Genomic DNA, 16,488 nt, shown 5'->3' with positions numbered 1-16,488 from the left:
ACTATTATGGCTTTTGCTTTCAGCTAACCCACGATTAATTGGAGATCAGCACTTTCGTGGGGAGTCATTATGTCTATTATATGCATTCGATGACTCGAGCTATGAGATTATTTCTAATCATTTTGAGTATACTTCCACTAAGTTCCTGCATCTCATCTGTAGGATTGATTGGTTGTGGAGCTTCAGTGGCAAGTATGGCATCTTCTGATCCTGTTGTGTTCACTGCTAAAGCAGATGTTAAAACATCATCTGGTGTTGTTAGTGATACTGTGACTTACACTTGCATAGTAAAGGAGCGTAATTGTACAGGCGTTGGTTGGGGAAGAACTTGGGAAGAGAAGGATGAATTACTTTTTAGAGTGAAATTAAATAATAATTACTTTGCTTCAATAACCACTCCATCCTGCCGGCTTTCAGCTGATATGATAAAGAATAATAATTATGGTTATACCGAAATAATTACCGTGTATGATTCAAGCACTAATGAACAAATATATCGTGCTACAGCTACTAACAGTGATTTGAAAAAATTTAACTTCCAGTCACTGTCTATCAAAGTAGAATAATGCATATAACACATATGAACTTTCCCCCGTCAAATAAGCAATAACATATAAATTAGCTGCCCTTAAGCAGCTAACTTGTATCGTCAATCTTCAATCAGCAAAGCTATTTCTTTCATTTTCCCATTTTCCCATCGGGCACTGACATTATGAATAAAATTATGTCGTTTAGAGAGTGTTTGTTTCTTTATACTTTTGCTCATCTAAAGCTCATACAAAAGCCATAAAAAACCGCTGTTGAATTTACTGCTAATTACATTGTAGTTCGTTGTTTTTTGCTCATGTGAAAATCAAGAAGTCAAAATTTTGTTACTCCCGTTTTTGGTTGTTTTTACTATGTAACTATATGAAAAATAACAATTAAAAAGTTGGCATAAAGATTGTTTTAATTTGTTCGTATTAGACCAAAAAGAGACCGTATTATGTCAGCAAGTATTAGCGCAGTTATCTCAGATAAATCGTTAGTCAATTCTCAACTGAAATTGGCATCGTTTGCTCCTATGATGGAACTAGGTTTTAACAATAAAAACAAAAGTTCGTTTGGAGCAATTAATCATGCATATCGTAAAAATAATGTCAGCGATGGTTATGGAAAATCCAATGAGTTAACTCTATTACGTAATCGTAATCAGGAGTTAAGCCATTTGGTTGACGTTTTACCTAATGGTGTTGTTGTACTGGATAATAAAGGGCAAGTCTCACAAGCAAATAAAGTTGCTATCGCATTATTAGGTGTTCCACTTGAAGGTGAAAAATGGCGTTCGATTATTACGCGCTCATTTAAACCTAGAAGTGATGACGGACACGAAGTATCTTTATACGATGGACGCAGAGTTAAATTAGAAATTATGCCACTTCAGTCTGGTCAGCTGATTGTTATGACGGATTTAACGGAAACTCGAAAACTACAAGATAGAATTAGTCATCTGCAACGCGTATCGGCATTGGGTCGTATGGTTGCAAGTTTGGCACATCAAATTAGAACGCCACTTTCTGCGGCTATGTTATATGCTGCTAATTTAGCGAATTCAAAATTAACACCCGATAAGCGAAAAAACTTTGCAGGTAAATTGTCGTCACGTTTAGTAGATTTAGAAAAACAAGTTAATGATATGTTAATGTTTGCTAAAAGTGGTGAGAATCAAGTGCTTGAACAAGTTTCATTACAGCAATTATTAACCGCGGTTTATCAGAGTTCAGAAACATTTGTTATCCAAAGCGGTAAATTTAGTGTTGAGTTACCTGAGCCTGATATTTGTATTTTGGCAAATAAAACCAGTTTAGCCAGTGCCATTACTAATCTTGTTCATAATGCAGTGCAAGTGATAGGTAAGGGCGTTGATGTTCATTTAGCCGCAAGACGTATTAGCCATTTACCTAATGAAGTTTGTATATCAGTTGAAGATAATGGCCCAGGTATTAAGCCTGAGCAAATGGACAAAATATTTGAACCATTCTTTACGACTCGTTCACAAGGAACTGGACTTGGATTATCTGTGGTAAAAACCGTAGCTCAAGCGCATCAAGGTAGAGTTGAAGTGATAAATAAAAAAGAAGGTGGGGCAATATTCAACTTGTACCTTCCTATAAAATTAACCAGTGAAGTCGAAGAAAATAACAATGTGTCGGAAACCAAAGCACAGGAGAATGCAGCATGAGCCAATCACAAATATTAGTCGTTGAAGACGACTCAGGACTTAGAGAAGCGCTTGTTGATACTCTGTCTATCGCAGGTTATGCCGTTGTTGAAGCCGACTCAGCTGAAACTGCGTTAGTATTATTAAAACAGCATGTCATTGATATTATTATTTCTGATGTTCAAATGGGGGGATTAAGCGGACTTGATTTATTAAAGTCAGTTAAAAAATTATACCCAAATACACCATTTTTGTTAATGACCGCATATGCTGCTATCGATCATGCTGTTGAAGCCATGAAGTATGGTGCGATTGATTATATGGCAAAACCATTTGCCCCAGAAGTATTGTTAAATATGGTTGGTCGTTACGCTCCAGTAAAACAGGTAGAAAGACATAAACCGATTGTTGCTGATAAAAAGAGTAAAGAATTATTAAAAGTAGCTGCAAAAGTGGCTGTGTCGGACGCAAGCGTCATGATCACAGGCCCAAGTGGTGCAGGTAAAGAAGTAATGGCGCGTTATATTCATGATCAATCGAATAGATCTGAGCATGATTTTGTGGCTATTAACTGTGCGGCTATTCCTGAGAACATGTTAGAAGCAACCTTGTTTGGTTATGAAAAAGGTGCATTTACAGGCGCTATTCAAGCGTGTCCTGGGAAATTTGAACAAGCGCAACATGGCACTATTTTGTTAGATGAGATAACAGAAATGGACATGAACCTACAGGCTAAATTATTACGTGTATTACAAGAGCGTGAAGTTGAGCGATTAGGTAGCCGTAAAACAATTAAGTTAGATGTACGAGTTTTAGCGACATCTAATCGTGATTTAATGACAGCGGTACGTGACGGTAAATTCCGTGAAGATTTATACTATCGTCTTAACGTGTTCCCAATTCGTTGGTTGCCTTTAGCGCAGCGAAAAGACGATATAACACCAATTGCCTTTTATTTATTAAGTCGTCATTGCGTAGAGATGGGCCGTGAAATTCCTGACTTTTCTTATGATGCTAAAATGAAATTACACAATCACTCTTGGCCTGGTAATGTTCGTGAATTAGATAATGTCATTCAACGTGCATTAATCTTATGTCCAGATAACAAGATTGAAATCGAACATATTTTATTGGAAGAGTTTGCGGTAGATAAAATCTCAGCAGATATTAAAGCTGACTTGATATCGGACAATGCACCTGCTATCGCGACGCTAACAGAATCAAACGAATCACCTGACTTTAAAATGGAAATTAGAGAGCAGGAAAACCGTATTATTTTAGATGCACTACAAGCATGTAGAGGAAAACGAAAAGATGTAGCGGAAAAATTAGGTATAAGCCCAAGAACCTTACGTTACAAATTAGCTAAGATGCGTGATCAGGGAATTGAAGTCCCAGCTTAGTTATATCATTTAGTATATTCAATTTGAAAAATACAAAGCTCAGTGATCAAAAATTTGATATCTCTGAGCTTTTTCGTACCTGTTGAAAACAGACTGTCAAATTCTTGGCAATGATAAAACCTTGCAAAATTGCAAATAAAACCCTTTAAAAACAAATAGTTAAAAACTGGCACTATATCTGCAAAATCCTACCTAGTTTAAGATCAAGTTTGTCTTTAAAGAGGATTTATTATGAACATTCAAGCAAACAATTTATATTCAGAACTGCAAGGTATGGCTAATCAAGTCTCAAGCACTGCAACTAACATACGTCCTAATATGGATGTTAATGTTCAGCAAGTTACTAACCCATCTTCAGCTCACTTTGGTGAGTTACTAAGCCAAGCGATTAACAATGTAAATGATCTTCAATCTACAGCTGGTGAATTAAAAACTGCTGTGGAAATGGGCGACCGTTCAGTGACATTAGCGGAAGCCGTTATCGCAGGAAATAAAGCTGGTATTGCATTTGAAGCTACGGTTCAAGTTAGAAACAAACTAGTTGAAGCGTACAAACAAATCATGAGTATGCCAGTTTAATTGGTCATCGAATTAACAGTTTAAAATAAAGGTATTTAACGTGGCTGACGAATTATCAACTCAAGTAGCAGCAGATCCAAATAGCAACGACTTATCGTCGGATGTTGTTTCTCTTTCTGTAGACGGCATGGATACAGTAGAAGAGCAAAAATCTGGCTTTATGAGTGCATTATCAAATGCGGAAGTGATGCGACAAGGTGCATTAGTCATTGCTTTAACTATCTGTTTAGCGATAGCCATCTTTATTATTATCTGGTCTCGTGAACCTGATATGCGTCCTATTGGTAAATTTGAAACTGAAGAATTAATTGAAACTCTAGATTATTTAGATTCGCAAAAAATTGAGTATGTATTAGAACAAAATGTGATCATGGTTGATGGTGACGAGTATCAAAATATTAAATTGTCACTTGCTCGTGGTGGATTAACAAATAATCCAACGACAGGCTCTGAAATATTAATGCAAGACTCTGGTTTTGGCGTAAGCCAACGTATGGAGACTGAGCGTTTAAAACATGGCCGAGAGCAACAATTAGCCAGAACAATTGAAGAATTAAATTCAGTAGCCCGCGCTAGAGTATTACTAGCAATTCCTAAAGAAAATATATTTGCCAGACATTCAAAAAAACCATCAGCAACGGTTGTAATTACCCAAAAAACTGGCCGTATGTTAGCAGAAGAAGAGATTGACTCTATTGTTGATATCATTGCATCAGCAGTACAAGGGCTTGACCCAGCTAAAGTAACGGTAACCGACCAAAATGGCCGTTTACTAAACTCAGGTTCACAAAACTCATTATCCGCGTTATCAAGAAAACAATTTGATATAGAACGTCAGCGTGAAGAAGAATACAAAAACAAAATTGACTCTATTTTATCGCCGGTTGTTGGTTTAGAAAACTACACTGCACAAGTTGATGTCACTATGGACTTCACTCAAGTTCAAGAAACGCAAAAAACTTACAACCCAGACTTACCCGCTGTACGTAGTGAATTCTTAATAGAAGATAACACCACGGGAAATGGCGCAATTGGTATTCCTGGTGCATTATCAAATCAGCCACCGTTGGAGTCAGACATTCCTGAGGATGCGACTAATGGTCGTTCTAGAACGAGTAATGGCCGCAGCCACAAAGAACAAACTAGGAACTACGAGTTAGATCAAACTATCAGTCATAAACAAAGTCAGACTGGTGTGGTTCGTCGTATTAGTGTTTCAGTAGCGGTTGACTATACAACGGCGACAGCTGCAGATGGTACAGTTCAAAAAGTACCTCGTACACAACAAGCGTTAGTGAATATGAGACGGTTATTACAAGGTGGTATCGGTTTTGATATGACCCGTGGTGATGTTTTAGAAGTGGTTACCATACCTTTTAATAAGCCATTGGATCTTGATGGTGCCGATATTCCTTTTTATGAGCAAGCTTGGTTCCAACCACTATTTAAATTATTAGTCGGTATGATTGTCATCATGACATTAATATTAGGACTTGTACGTCCAATGTTGAGAAAACTAATTAACCCTGAAGATGAAAATCAGTATGAAGAAGATGCGTTAGGTGGTGTAGACTTAGGTGATGCAACATTAGATATGTTAACAACAGAGTTTGATGAGGCCGATATAGGTATTGGTGCCGACGGTTCGTTAAAATTACCAGACTTACATGGTGATGAAGACTTATTGAAAGCCGTTAGAGCACTAGTTGCCAACGAGCCTGAATTATCGTCTCAAGTAGTTAAAGGGTGGTTATTAGAAGATGAGTGATGTACCAGCAGTAGAAAATAAAAAACCTGTATTTGATGTAGATAAACTCGAAGGGGTTGAGAAAGCCGCGATATTACTTTTAAGTTTATCGGAAGAAGATGCTGCTCAAATATTAAAACACCTTGAACCTAAACAAGTTCAAAAAGTAGGTGTTGCTATGGCACAAGTAGATGACTTGAGCCAAGATAAAATTGCAGCGGTTCATCGTACCTTTATCGAACAAATACAAGACTACAGTACGATTGGCTTCCAGTCTGAAAGCTTTATCAAAAAAGCCTTAACGGCTGCACTTGGTGAAGAAAAGGCTGCTACATTACTTGATCAAATTATTTTAGGTGGTGGTGCTAAAGGTCTAGAATCATTGAAATGGATGGACTCTAAACAAGTTGCAAATATCATCCGTAATGAGCATCCGCAAATTCAAACGATTGTATTAGCTTACTTAGAACCTGATCAATCAGCCGAAATTTTAGGCCAATTTGCCGATAAAGTAAGAATCGATTTAACTATGCGTATTGCTAACTTGGAAGAAGTACAACCAGCGGCATTACAAGAATTAAACGAAATTATGGAGAAACAGTTTGCTGGTCAAGCTGGTGCTCAAGCAGCCAAAATGGGTGGCATGAAAGCAGCCGCAGAAATCATGAACTTCTTAGATACCAATATAGAAGGGCAATTGATGGATGCCATGCGTGAGCATGATGAAGAGATGGCTCAACAAATTCAAGACTTAATGTTTGTATTTGATAACTTAATTGATGTTGAAGATCGTGGTATTCAAGCAATATTACGTGAAGTACAACAAGACTCATTAATGAGAGCAATTAAAGGTGCAGACGACGGTCTTAAAGATAAAATACTTAGTAATATGTCTAAACGTGCGGCAGATATGCTTGCCGATGATTTAGAAGCTATGCCTCCAATTCGTATATCTGAAGTTGAAACGGCACAAAAAGAAATTTTAGCAATTGCTCGTAGATTGGCAGATGCTGGAGAAATTATGTTAGGCGGCGGTGGCGGTGACGACTTCTTATAATGAAGTCGCAGCGTAAAAAAAACTTAGTGGCTAACGACAAGAGATAATATAGTGAACGATAAATTAGGCAAAAAACCAGTAACACCAGATAGAGAGCTGCTCGAGTTGCTTAAAGAGTGGGTTGCGCCTGATGTCACAGAAAGTCAACGTTCTCGATATATTGGTAAAACCAATTTTATGGGGATACCACTAGATGAATTGTATAGTAAAGTCGTTGCAGCTGAAGAGGTTGAAGAAGAAGAAATTCAACCGCTTACGGCGGAAGAAATTGAGCAAATACGTCAAGATGCTTATAACGAAGGTTTTGAGCTAGGGAAAACTGAAGGTTATCAAGCTGGCGAGACTCAGGGGCTTGAAGAAGGCCATGAGAAAGGTATTAAAAGTGGACACGAAGAAGGCTACTTAGCTGGTTTAGAACAAGGCCAGTCTGCAATTGATATAAAAGTAGCGCGTCTTACCGATTTAACTCACCAACTTTATTTCCCAATTGAAAAAGTAGATGCCGCAGCTGAACAACAACTATTAAATTTAGCTGTTATGTTAGCCGAGTCAGTAATTCGTCACGAAACTAAATGCAATAAAGATGCACTGTTAAGTGTGATACATGAAGCGACCGCTTCTTTGCCATTTAATACTAAATTATCTGAAATCCATATCCACCCAGATGATCTTGAGCTGCTCTCAGAGATTTATACTGAAGAAGCCATGATTGAGCAAAAATGGATCATCAAAGAAGAGCCTAGCTACCAACCTGGCGATATTATTGTAATGACACCTGATTCGTTAATAGACCGTTCGGTTAAACAACGAATAAAACAAACTATCGAACCTTTCGTTGAAAAAGCGCTTTTAGATAAAGAAGTGAATGACCATTCACCACAAGTTACCCGTCATATTCCACAAGAGGATATAGACAAGGCCGCTTTAATTACAGAAAATAATAACCAACCAGATACCTCTTCTGAGCCGACTTCAGAAGAGAGTGCGCCAAATTCTTCCGAAGACATTAGTAGTGAAATTGTTAATCAGAATGAAAATCAAAGTGTGGAAGCGAGCTCGGATAAAAATGTTGAAGACCCACGTTTAAAAGAACGACGTTCTCGAAGTAGGGAAAGTTAATATGATCAATCAAATGACATTAGAGCAAAAACTAGAAAAATATGAAGGCTGGATTAATAATGCGAAGCCTGAAGTTTCTGGGCGTTTAACTAAAGTAACAGGCTTAACACTTGAGGCTGTTGGTTGTAGTGCGCCGTTAGGTGGGCATTGTCGTATTCAAACCTTAACTGGTGAAGTTGATGCTGAGGTTGTTGGCTTTGAAAATGATAAGCTATTCCTTATGCCCATTGATCAAATTGGCGGCATTATGCCAGGTGGCCGAGTTACCGTTTCACATAATACTAACGACTTACCTCTGTCTCTGAAATTATTAGGAAGAGTTATTGATCCAATGGGTGAACCCTTGGATGGTTTAGGTCCTATTGAAGCTGACATAAATGCTCAACAAAAAAGCACACCACTTAATCCATTAGCTAGACGCCCAGTGAAAACGGCAATTGATGTTGGTGTAAAAGCCATTAACGGCATTATTAGTATTGGGCAAGGGCAAAGAATGGGTTTGTTTGCCGGTTCTGGTGTTGGTAAATCTGTATTACTTGGCATGATGACCAGAGGCACGAGTGCTGATGTTATCGTGGTGGGTCTAATAGGTGAACGTGGCCGAGAAGTTAAAGAATTTATTGATGAAATATTAGGTGAAGAAGGTCGAGAAAAAGCCGTTGTTGTTGCCGCACCAGCCGACATGTCACCAATACGTCGTTTAAAAGGTTGTGAAACCGCAACTCAAATCGCCGAGTACTTTAGAGATAAAGGACTAAATGTTTTATTACTTATCGATTCAATTACCCGTTACGCTCAAGCTCAGCGTGAAATTGCATTAGCAATTGGTGAGCCTCCTGCAACAAAGGGGTATCCAGCATCGGTTTTTGCTAAGTTACCAGCGTTGGTGGAACGAGCAGGAAATGGCGGTGGGAACCAAGGTTCAATTACCGCATTTTATACCGTATTGTCGGAAGGCGATGATATGCAAGACCCTATTGCAGATGCCTCTCGGGCGATCCTAGATGGACATATTGTACTATCACGAGACTTAGCTGATTCCGGCCATTATCCTGCGATTGATGTTGCGAAATCAATTAGCCGTGTTATGCCACAAGTTGTAAGTCATGAGCATATGCAAATGGCATTAATATTCAAAAAGTTATTATCTGCATACGAGCAAAATAAAGATTTAATTTCTATTGGTGCGTATGCCCCTGGTAGCAATCCAGTTGTTGATAAAGCGATTCAAATGAAACCGGTTATGGATGCTTATTTACAGCAAACGATGACAGATATAACACCTTATGATATGTCGCTTTCACAATTACAATTGTTGACTAAACAGTTGCAATTACAGAAATAGTGGGGGAATTGTACCTTGAAAGTTAATAAGCAATTAGAATTATTACTTAGAATTGAGTCGGAAAAAGAGCAACGATATGCCACCGATTTACAATCTGCTCAGTCATTTTTACAAGCAGGTAAAACTAAGCTAGATCAAGTTCTGAGTTATAAATTAGGCTACTTACAAAAAATGCAATCTATGGGAAGCGATGGTGTATTAGGTGGCAACTATCAGCACTTTCAACGATTTATTGTGCAATTGGAAGAAGGTATAAAGAAACAAGTAGACGTGACTGAAACATCCAAGCAAATATTAAAACAACGTAAAGATACTTGGTTAGAGCAGAATAAAAAAGTAAAGGCGGTTGAGACCTTAATAGAAAAAAAACGCATTATGATTCAGCAGGTTATGGACAAAGAAGAACAGTCTATGTCTGATGAATTTGCCTCCCAAAAATTCATCCGAAATAAGATAGCTAATGCTAATCAATGCAACTAAAGCAATATTGGAACAATATTTGAATAACACTAAGTAATAATGAGTTATGTAATAACTCTGTTTCAATAAACAACGTTTCAATATTAGGTTCGCTCTCAGCGACGGAGATAAAATGCTGCAAAATAATGTACTATTAAATCAGAGTGTTAGTGAGCCTAAGCGTGAAACTGCCGTAAATAAGGCGAGTCAAAATAATAGCGACAGTAAGTTTGAAGATGCTATGTCTCAGAGTCGTCAGCAGCAGTTAAATACAGAGCAGCGACAAGATGCGGCAAGAAATGATCAGGTTCGTCAGCAACAGCGCCGTGAGCAAGAACAATCTAATTCACAGTCACAATCTAAAGTTCAATCTAGATCTGAAAGCGAAAATAAAACACCGGTTTCAAGTGACGATAAAGTACAGTTGAAAAACAAGAATAATGAGCCGAGCGATATAAGCTCAAAAAATACAAGCATAAAAAATGAAGATGTAGATGAAGCTCAATTGGTTAGCACCGTCGATACTGAAAATTTGGATTCTGAGCAATCTGAACAAATGGATGATATAAGTCCTTTATTAGTTACCGCTAGCGTTGATGAAGAACAAATTCAAACAGAGAATGAAAGTGTTGACGATGATATGTCATGGTTAGACACTGTGATAAAAATTGTTGTTGATCATAAGCAAAAAAATGACAGTGTATTGGTGGAAGAGCCGTCAGATGATCATTCATTATCCGCTGGTAAATCAGTCGATAATGAATCGGTTGTAAATGAACTGATTACTAATGAAGAGCTAGATAAAATTTTACAAAGTTCTGAACCAGAAGATATTCAAAAGTTACTTGCTGAGCTGGCAAGTTTAAAAGCTGAACAGTCAGAGCAAGGTGATGATCAAGTTGATTTATCAGAATTATCTAGCTTATTAACAAGCAATTTGATTGAACCTGATAGCGAGATTGATGTTTTAAATAGTGATACTCTAGACACTACAGGTGATGAGGATTTACATACACTGGATAGTAAAATAGTGGATGAATTCATTACTGACAACAGTGATATTGAAACTCTAATTGCGCAAATGTCGAGTGAAACGCAAGACGTTTCCCCTCAAAAAATGAGTTCTGATTTATTAGACTCTAGCGGCAAGAAAAATTTCGGACTTGAAAGTGAATTAGATTTAACATCGGATAATTCACAAATATTTGCCAACTTAGCTGCTCAACAACAAACACAAAACAGCGACAGTATTAAACAGGATAGTTTATTAGAACAAGCTACAAAAAGCAGTAATGTACTTAGTTTCATTAATCCAGCATTACAGGGATTAATAAAAAGTAATAATACTGGTGATACTGAACTTAATAAATTTAGCCTTGAGCTAAATGCTGATATTGACGGTTCAACTGATATCGATAGTGATATAAGTACAGAAACAGAAAGTAAGTTAGATTCGGAAACTGAGTCTTTATTAAATATGAGAACTGCAGCGTTAATGTCGAGTGCAGTCGATACTGTTGGGAGACTAAATGAGTCGGCCCAAAAAACAGATGTTGTCGAAATTAATGGCGTTCAGTTAGATAAAACCTTGGAATTACCAAAGTTAGAGAACATAGCTCAAGCAAAAAGTGAAACCTTGTTACGTGAAAGTATATTGTTTAATAAACAAGAAATGGCGAATCATATGCAACAGCAAATAGGCATGATGCTGTCAAAAAATATGAAGTCTATTGATATTCGTTTAGATCCACCGGATTTAGGTACAATACAAATTAAGTTGACCATGAATAACGAGCAAGCTTCTGTGAGTTTTGTTGTGTCCAATCAGCAAGCAAAAGATGCTTTAGATGCCAGCTTACCTCGATTAAAAGATATGCTTGAACAACAAGGTATGGAGTTAGCCGATAGTGACGTTCAACATGGTAACGCTAAAGGTGAGTCTGAAACGAGCGACTCTGAAGATGGCTCAGCCAATGCAAATGGTACATCTGGCGAAAATAATGAAGATGACGCTAATTTAGTGGCACAAGATAAGTTAAATAGGGCGATAAATTCGCCTTGGAATGTTGATTATTACGCATAGCTTTCTTTTGAATAAAGAGGGCAATAGTAAAATAGTTATACAATTAATCTATTTTCAGTATGAAAGTTCAGTTAATTGGGCTTAATTATTGCTTATTACTCTAATGGCAAATACCATTGAGTTAAATATTAATTAGGTATTACGGAGAAAGAGATGGCTGAAGATAATGATTTAACAATGGAAGATGGCCCTAGTGGCAGTAAAAAAATGATAATTATTATTGCGGCGGTTATTCTAATATTGTTAGCCGTTGGTGGATTCTTTATGTTTTCAAGCAGTGATGACAGTGAAGAGCCTGTAACGGCAGAGACTGAAGTTAGTAATACACAAGAGCAAATGGGTGAACTTGAACCTGCTAATACAGGTACGGCTATGTATGTAACTATGCCAAGACCATTTACTTTTAATGTACCAGGTACGACACGTGACCGTTTAGTTCAAATAAAAGTACAACTTATGGTGCGTGGCGACAATGATCATGAGCTTGCTAAACGTCATATACCGTTAATTGAAGGTACTTTATTAAAAGCTTTTAGTACAGCTAATGCGGATGATTTAGCCACAGTAGCTGGTAAAGATGCAGTTAAAACAAAAGCTATAAACGATGTGCAAAAAGCAGTATATGCCGTAGCTGGTTCTAAAATTATAGAGGATGTATTGTTTACTGGCTTTGTCATGCAGTAACAATATAACTAAGAGAGTAATATGACTGATCTTCTGTCTCAAGACGAAATTGATGCGCTACTTCATGGGGTTGATGATGTAGAAGAAGAGGAGAATGATGATTCTGGTGATGGTAAGTCGAACACACTAGATTATGATTTCTCTTCGCAAGACCGTATTGTTCGTGGACGTATGCCTACACTTGAACTTGTTAACGAGCGTTTTGCTCGTCATATGAGGATCAGTTTATTTAATATGATGCGTCGTACCGCTGAAGTATCAATTAATGGCGTACAAATGATCAAATTTGGTGAATATATACACACCTTATTTGTTCCAACGAGTTTAAATATGGTTCGATTCCGTCCGTTAAAAGGAACGGGCTTGATCACCATGGAAGCTAGGCTAGTATTCATTTTAGTGGATAACTTTTTTGGTGGCGATGGTCGATATCACGCTAAGATAGAAGGTCGTGAATTTACGCCAACAGAAAGACGTATTATTCAAATGTTATTAAAATTAGTATTTGAAGATTATAAAGAAGCTTGGTCGCCGGTAATGGATGTTTCTTTTGAATACTTAGATTCGGAAGTAAACCCTGCGATGGCAAACATAGTTTCGCCAACTGAAGTTATAGTCATAAGTTCATTTCATATTGAATTAGATGGCGGCGGTGGTGATTTCCACGTAGCTTTACCATATTCAATGTTGGAGCCTATCCGTGAATTACTCGATGCGGGTGTTCAAAGTGATAATGAAGATACTGATTATCGTTGGAGTAAAGCGCTACGTGATGAAATTATGGATGTTTATGTTGGTTTGAGTACGCAAATGCTAGAAATGGAATTACCTTTGAGTCAAATTATGGAATTAAGAGACGGTGATATTATTCCAATTGAAATGCCTGAACATATTACTGTTTTCATTGAAGAGTTACCGACATATAGAGCTAAATTAGGCCGTTGTCGTGATAATATAGCAATACAGATTGCAGAAAGAATTAAACGTCCAGAATCAGCTAAGTCTGAAATGAACGTACTGACCAAAGGTGGTCGTCGTCTAGATGATGACTCAGAGCTTCTCGCGTTAGAAGACGATTTAGAATTATAAGGGGATATGGCCATGAGTGATGAACAAGATACTATGGATGAATGGGCTGCAGCATTAGTTGAGTCTGGTGATGATGGCGCTGGTGGTGAAGATGATGTAGTTCCAGCTGAACTTGAAGAATTACAAGATACGAGTACAACTCTAAACGAAGCTGAGTCTAGAAAATTAGAAACTATTTTAGATATTCCTGTTAATATTTCTATGGAAGTAGGGCGTAGTAAAATAAGTATTCGTAATTTACTTCAACTCAATCAAGGTTCTGTAGTAGAGTTAGATCGGGTTGCTGGTGAACCTCTTGATGTATTAGTTAATGGTACATTAATCGCACATGGTGAAGTGGTTGTGGTTAATGACAAATTTGGTATTCGACTAACGGATGTAATAAGTCAAATTGAACGTATTAAAAAATTACGCTAAGAATTTTAAGCGTTATCTACTACTAGCATCATTAAGCTTTACAGCTAATGATGCTTTTTGCTTTTCAGAAAACCAAACCAAAGTTATAGATACAGGCAGTGGATTAGACACCCAAACAGGCAGTTTAGTGTCATTGCTGATGGCATTGTTTTTTGTTCTTTTTGTCATCTTTGTTATTGCTTGGCTTGCTAAAAAGTTTAATTTAACGCCAGCTTCCTCTGACCATTTTAAATTGGTCAGTAGCATGTCGCTTGGTGGACGTGAACGGATTGTTATCATTGATGTTCAAGGTGAGCAACATGCTATAGGCGTAACCAATCAAAGTGTTAATCATTTATTTAAGTTAGATAATAAAATTGAAAAACCAACACAAGAGTTAAGTAATAACAATTTGGTTAACAAAATAAATAAAATATTTGGTTATACGCCTCCGCAAAATATAGTGAAGAACAAACCTAACTCTAAAGTAAAGGATGTTAAATAGTGAAATTTATCCTTATTGGAATAATGTTGTTTTTATCAACATTTACCCCTGATGTATTGGCTGAAGGAGGAGCTTTTTCAGCGTTAACTATAACGGATAATCCTGACGGCTCAAAAGATTACAGCATAACACTACAAGTGTTAGCTATGATGACTGCGCTGAGCTTTATTCCAGCCATTGTTATGTTGATGACATCATTTACCCGTATTATTGTTGTTTTAGCCATCCTTAGACAAGCTATGGGTTTACAACAAACACCAAATAGCCAGATATTGATCGGTATTTCGTTGTTTTTAACCTTTTTTATTATGGCACCGGTTTTTGATGAAATTCATCAAACCGCAGTAGAACCTTATTTAAATGAAGATATAACCTCAATTCAAGCTTATGAAATTGGTAAAATACCAATGCGTGAGTTTATGTTGGCGCAAACCCGTATTAGTGACTTACAAACCTTTGCTGAAATTGCCGGTTATACCGAATTAAATTCACCAGAACAATTACCAATGTCAGTGATCATTCCATCATTTGTAACATCAGAATTAAAAACTGCATTTCAAATTGGCTTTATGTTCTTCATTCCATTTCTAATTATAGATTTAGTGGTGGCATCGGTACTCATGGCTATGGGGATGATGATGTTGTCGCCCATGATAGTTTCATTACCGTTTAAACTTATGATGTTTGTGTTAGTCGATGGTTGGTCTTTGGTTATGAGTACCTTAGCTAAAAGCTTTGGTTTAGGGACTTAGTTATGAGTCCTGAGATGTTCGTTGATATATTACGTGATGCATTATGGCTCATTATTATTCTGGTGGCTGCTATTGTAGTTCCAAGCTTAATTGTGGGATTAATTGTCGCTGTATTCCAAGCGGCAACATCAATAAATGAACAAACATTAAGCTTTCTACCTCGTCTTATCGTAACCTTGTTAGCGGTTATGTTTGCAGGACACTGGATCACGGGAATGATCATGGATTTCACTATCGAATTGATCCAACGAATTCCTTCGGTAATTGGTTAACAAAGGCCACGGATAATGGATGTATTGCTGCAACAGCTTATGCAATATCAGGCTGACCTATTACTGCCTTTCACCCGAATCTCTGCCATGCTGATGGTTATGGTTGGGCTTGGTGCTAGAACGATACCAGTTCCTATAAAAACGGCTTATGCCGTTGCCATCACTATTATGGTAATGCCTATGTTACCTCCATCCCCATTTACCAATTTATTCTCATTTGAAATGGTGATCCGCGTTACTCAACAAATAATGATAGGCAGTGCCGTCGGCTTTGTTTCTGTTATTTTTTTACAAGTTTTTGTTATCGCAGGTCAGGCTATTGCTATGCAGTCAGGTTTAGGTTTTGCTTCTATGGTTGACCCTGCCAATGGCATGAGTGTTCCAGCCGTAGGCCAATTCTTTTTAGTCTTATCAACGTTATTATTTTGGTCGATAGATGGCCATATCGCGATGATACAGTTGATAATACATAGCTTTACTATATTACCAATAACCGATGAGTGGATTGCTACAGGTAGCTTTTATGATTTAGCTGCCTTTGGTGGCTGGATGTTTGCAGCAGCGCTAATTTTATCTATATCTCCTCTTGTTGCTATGTTAGTTATTAATTTAAGTTTTGGAATAATGACGCGTGCTGCGCCGCAATTGAATATATTCTCAATTGGTTTTCCATTTACTATGATGTCAGGTTTAATTGTAATGTGGATCACAATGGAAAGTTTTGTATTTCATTTTGAAAATAACTGGCAAACCTCACTCGAAATGATGTGTAAAATAATTGGTTGTTAACGGAGCATT

17 protein-coding genes are annotated in these 16,488 nt (G+C 37.4%); all 17 read left to right on the top strand.

Annotated elements, in window-relative coordinates; translation table 11 throughout:
* The first annotated feature begins 185 nt into the window (after window positions 1-185).
* The 17 genes from Q0940_RS16260 (at window position 186) to fliR (ending at window position 16,479) form a co-directional block, all read left to right on the top strand.
* Entirely contained in the window at window positions 186-566 is a 381-nt protein-coding gene (locus Q0940_RS16260; RefSeq protein ID WP_299270870.1) for a hypothetical protein, read from the top strand.
* Between the two features lie 419 nt (window positions 567-985).
* Window positions 986-2,221 (top strand): ATP-binding protein, encoded by a 1,236-nt coding sequence (locus tag Q0940_RS16255; RefSeq protein WP_299270869.1) that lies wholly within the window; start codon window positions 986-988, stop codon window positions 2,219-2,221.
* Window positions 2,218-3,603: a sigma-54 dependent transcriptional regulator gene (locus tag Q0940_RS16250; protein ID WP_299270867.1), complete on the top strand. Its 1,386-nt coding sequence runs from the start codon at window positions 2,218-2,220 to the stop codon at window positions 3,601-3,603. Before Q0940_RS16255 ends, Q0940_RS16250 begins: the two co-directional genes overlap by 4 nt.
* A gap of 231 nt (window positions 3,604-3,834) precedes the next feature.
* The gene (gene fliE / locus Q0940_RS16245) at window positions 3,835-4,182 is read left to right on the top strand and encodes a flagellar hook-basal body complex protein FliE (RefSeq protein ID WP_299270865.1); all 348 of its coding nucleotides are present in this window, start codon (window positions 3,835-3,837) and stop codon (window positions 4,180-4,182) included.
* A gap of 127 nt (window positions 4,183-4,309) precedes the next feature.
* Entirely contained in the window at window positions 4,310-5,950 is a 1,641-nt protein-coding gene (gene fliF, locus Q0940_RS16240; protein ID WP_299270874.1) for a flagellar basal-body MS-ring/collar protein FliF, read from the top strand.
* Window positions 5,943-6,986: a flagellar motor switch protein FliG gene (gene fliG, locus Q0940_RS16235; RefSeq protein WP_299270863.1), complete on the top strand. Its 1,044-nt coding sequence runs from the start codon at window positions 5,943-5,945 to the stop codon at window positions 6,984-6,986. The genes fliF and fliG overlap by 8 nt, the downstream gene beginning before the upstream one ends.
* Before the next feature lie 51 nt (window positions 6,987-7,037).
* Entirely contained in the window at window positions 7,038-8,105 is a 1,068-nt protein-coding gene (locus tag Q0940_RS16230) for a flagellar assembly protein FliH (RefSeq protein WP_299270861.1), read from the top strand.
* Between the two features lies 1 nt (window position 8,106).
* Window positions 8,107-9,450 (top strand): flagellar protein export ATPase FliI, encoded by a 1,344-nt coding sequence (fliI, locus tag Q0940_RS16225; protein ID WP_299270860.1) that lies wholly within the window; start codon window positions 8,107-8,109, stop codon window positions 9,448-9,450.
* Between the two features lie 15 nt (window positions 9,451-9,465).
* Window positions 9,466-9,930 (top strand): flagellar export protein FliJ, encoded by a 465-nt coding sequence (gene fliJ / locus Q0940_RS16220; protein ID WP_299270858.1) that lies wholly within the window; start codon window positions 9,466-9,468, stop codon window positions 9,928-9,930.
* Between the two features lie 112 nt (window positions 9,931-10,042).
* Window positions 10,043-11,992, top strand: coding sequence for a flagellar hook-length control protein FliK (locus tag Q0940_RS16215; RefSeq protein ID WP_299270856.1), 1,950 nt, complete (start codon window positions 10,043-10,045; stop codon window positions 11,990-11,992).
* 153 nt (window positions 11,993-12,145) lie between these two features.
* Window positions 12,146-12,676 carry a flagellar basal body-associated protein FliL gene (gene fliL, locus Q0940_RS16210; protein ID WP_299270855.1) on the top strand — a complete coding sequence of 177 codons (531 nt, stop codon included), beginning with the start codon at window positions 12,146-12,148 and terminating at the stop codon, window positions 12,674-12,676.
* A gap of 21 nt (window positions 12,677-12,697) precedes the next feature.
* Window positions 12,698-13,765 (top strand): flagellar motor switch protein FliM, encoded by a 1,068-nt coding sequence (fliM, locus tag Q0940_RS16205; protein ID WP_299270853.1) that lies wholly within the window; start codon window positions 12,698-12,700, stop codon window positions 13,763-13,765.
* A gap of 12 nt (window positions 13,766-13,777) precedes the next feature.
* Window positions 13,778-14,182: a flagellar motor switch protein FliN gene (fliN, locus tag Q0940_RS16200; protein WP_299270852.1), complete on the top strand. Its 405-nt coding sequence runs from the start codon at window positions 13,778-13,780 to the stop codon at window positions 14,180-14,182.
* Window positions 14,157-14,666, top strand: a complete 510-nt coding sequence (fliO, locus tag Q0940_RS16195; RefSeq protein ID WP_299270850.1) for a flagellar biosynthetic protein FliO — start codon at window positions 14,157-14,159, stop codon at window positions 14,664-14,666. Before fliN ends, fliO begins: the two co-directional genes overlap by 26 nt.
* A gap of 23 nt (window positions 14,667-14,689) precedes the next feature.
* Window positions 14,690-15,418 carry a flagellar type III secretion system pore protein FliP gene (gene fliP / locus Q0940_RS16190; RefSeq protein WP_299270873.1) on the top strand — a complete coding sequence of 243 codons (729 nt, stop codon included), beginning with the start codon at window positions 14,690-14,692 and terminating at the stop codon, window positions 15,416-15,418.
* Between the two features lie 2 nt (window positions 15,419-15,420).
* A complete protein-coding gene (gene fliQ, locus Q0940_RS16185) occupies window positions 15,421-15,690 on the top strand; it encodes a flagellar biosynthesis protein FliQ (RefSeq protein WP_299270848.1) in 270 nt (89 codons plus the stop codon).
* Window positions 15,691-15,705: 15 nt separating this feature from the next.
* A complete protein-coding gene (gene fliR / locus Q0940_RS16180) occupies window positions 15,706-16,479 on the top strand; it encodes a flagellar biosynthetic protein FliR (protein ID WP_299270846.1) in 774 nt (257 codons plus the stop codon).
* The last annotated feature ends 9 nt before the right edge of the window (window positions 16,480-16,488 follow it).

Origin of the sequence: uncultured Psychrosphaera sp., from assembly GCF_947500655.1 — a bacterium.
Lineage (GTDB): Bacteria > Pseudomonadota > Gammaproteobacteria > Enterobacterales > Alteromonadaceae > Psychrosphaera.
This window is presented reverse-complemented; position numbering and strand designations above follow the sequence as displayed.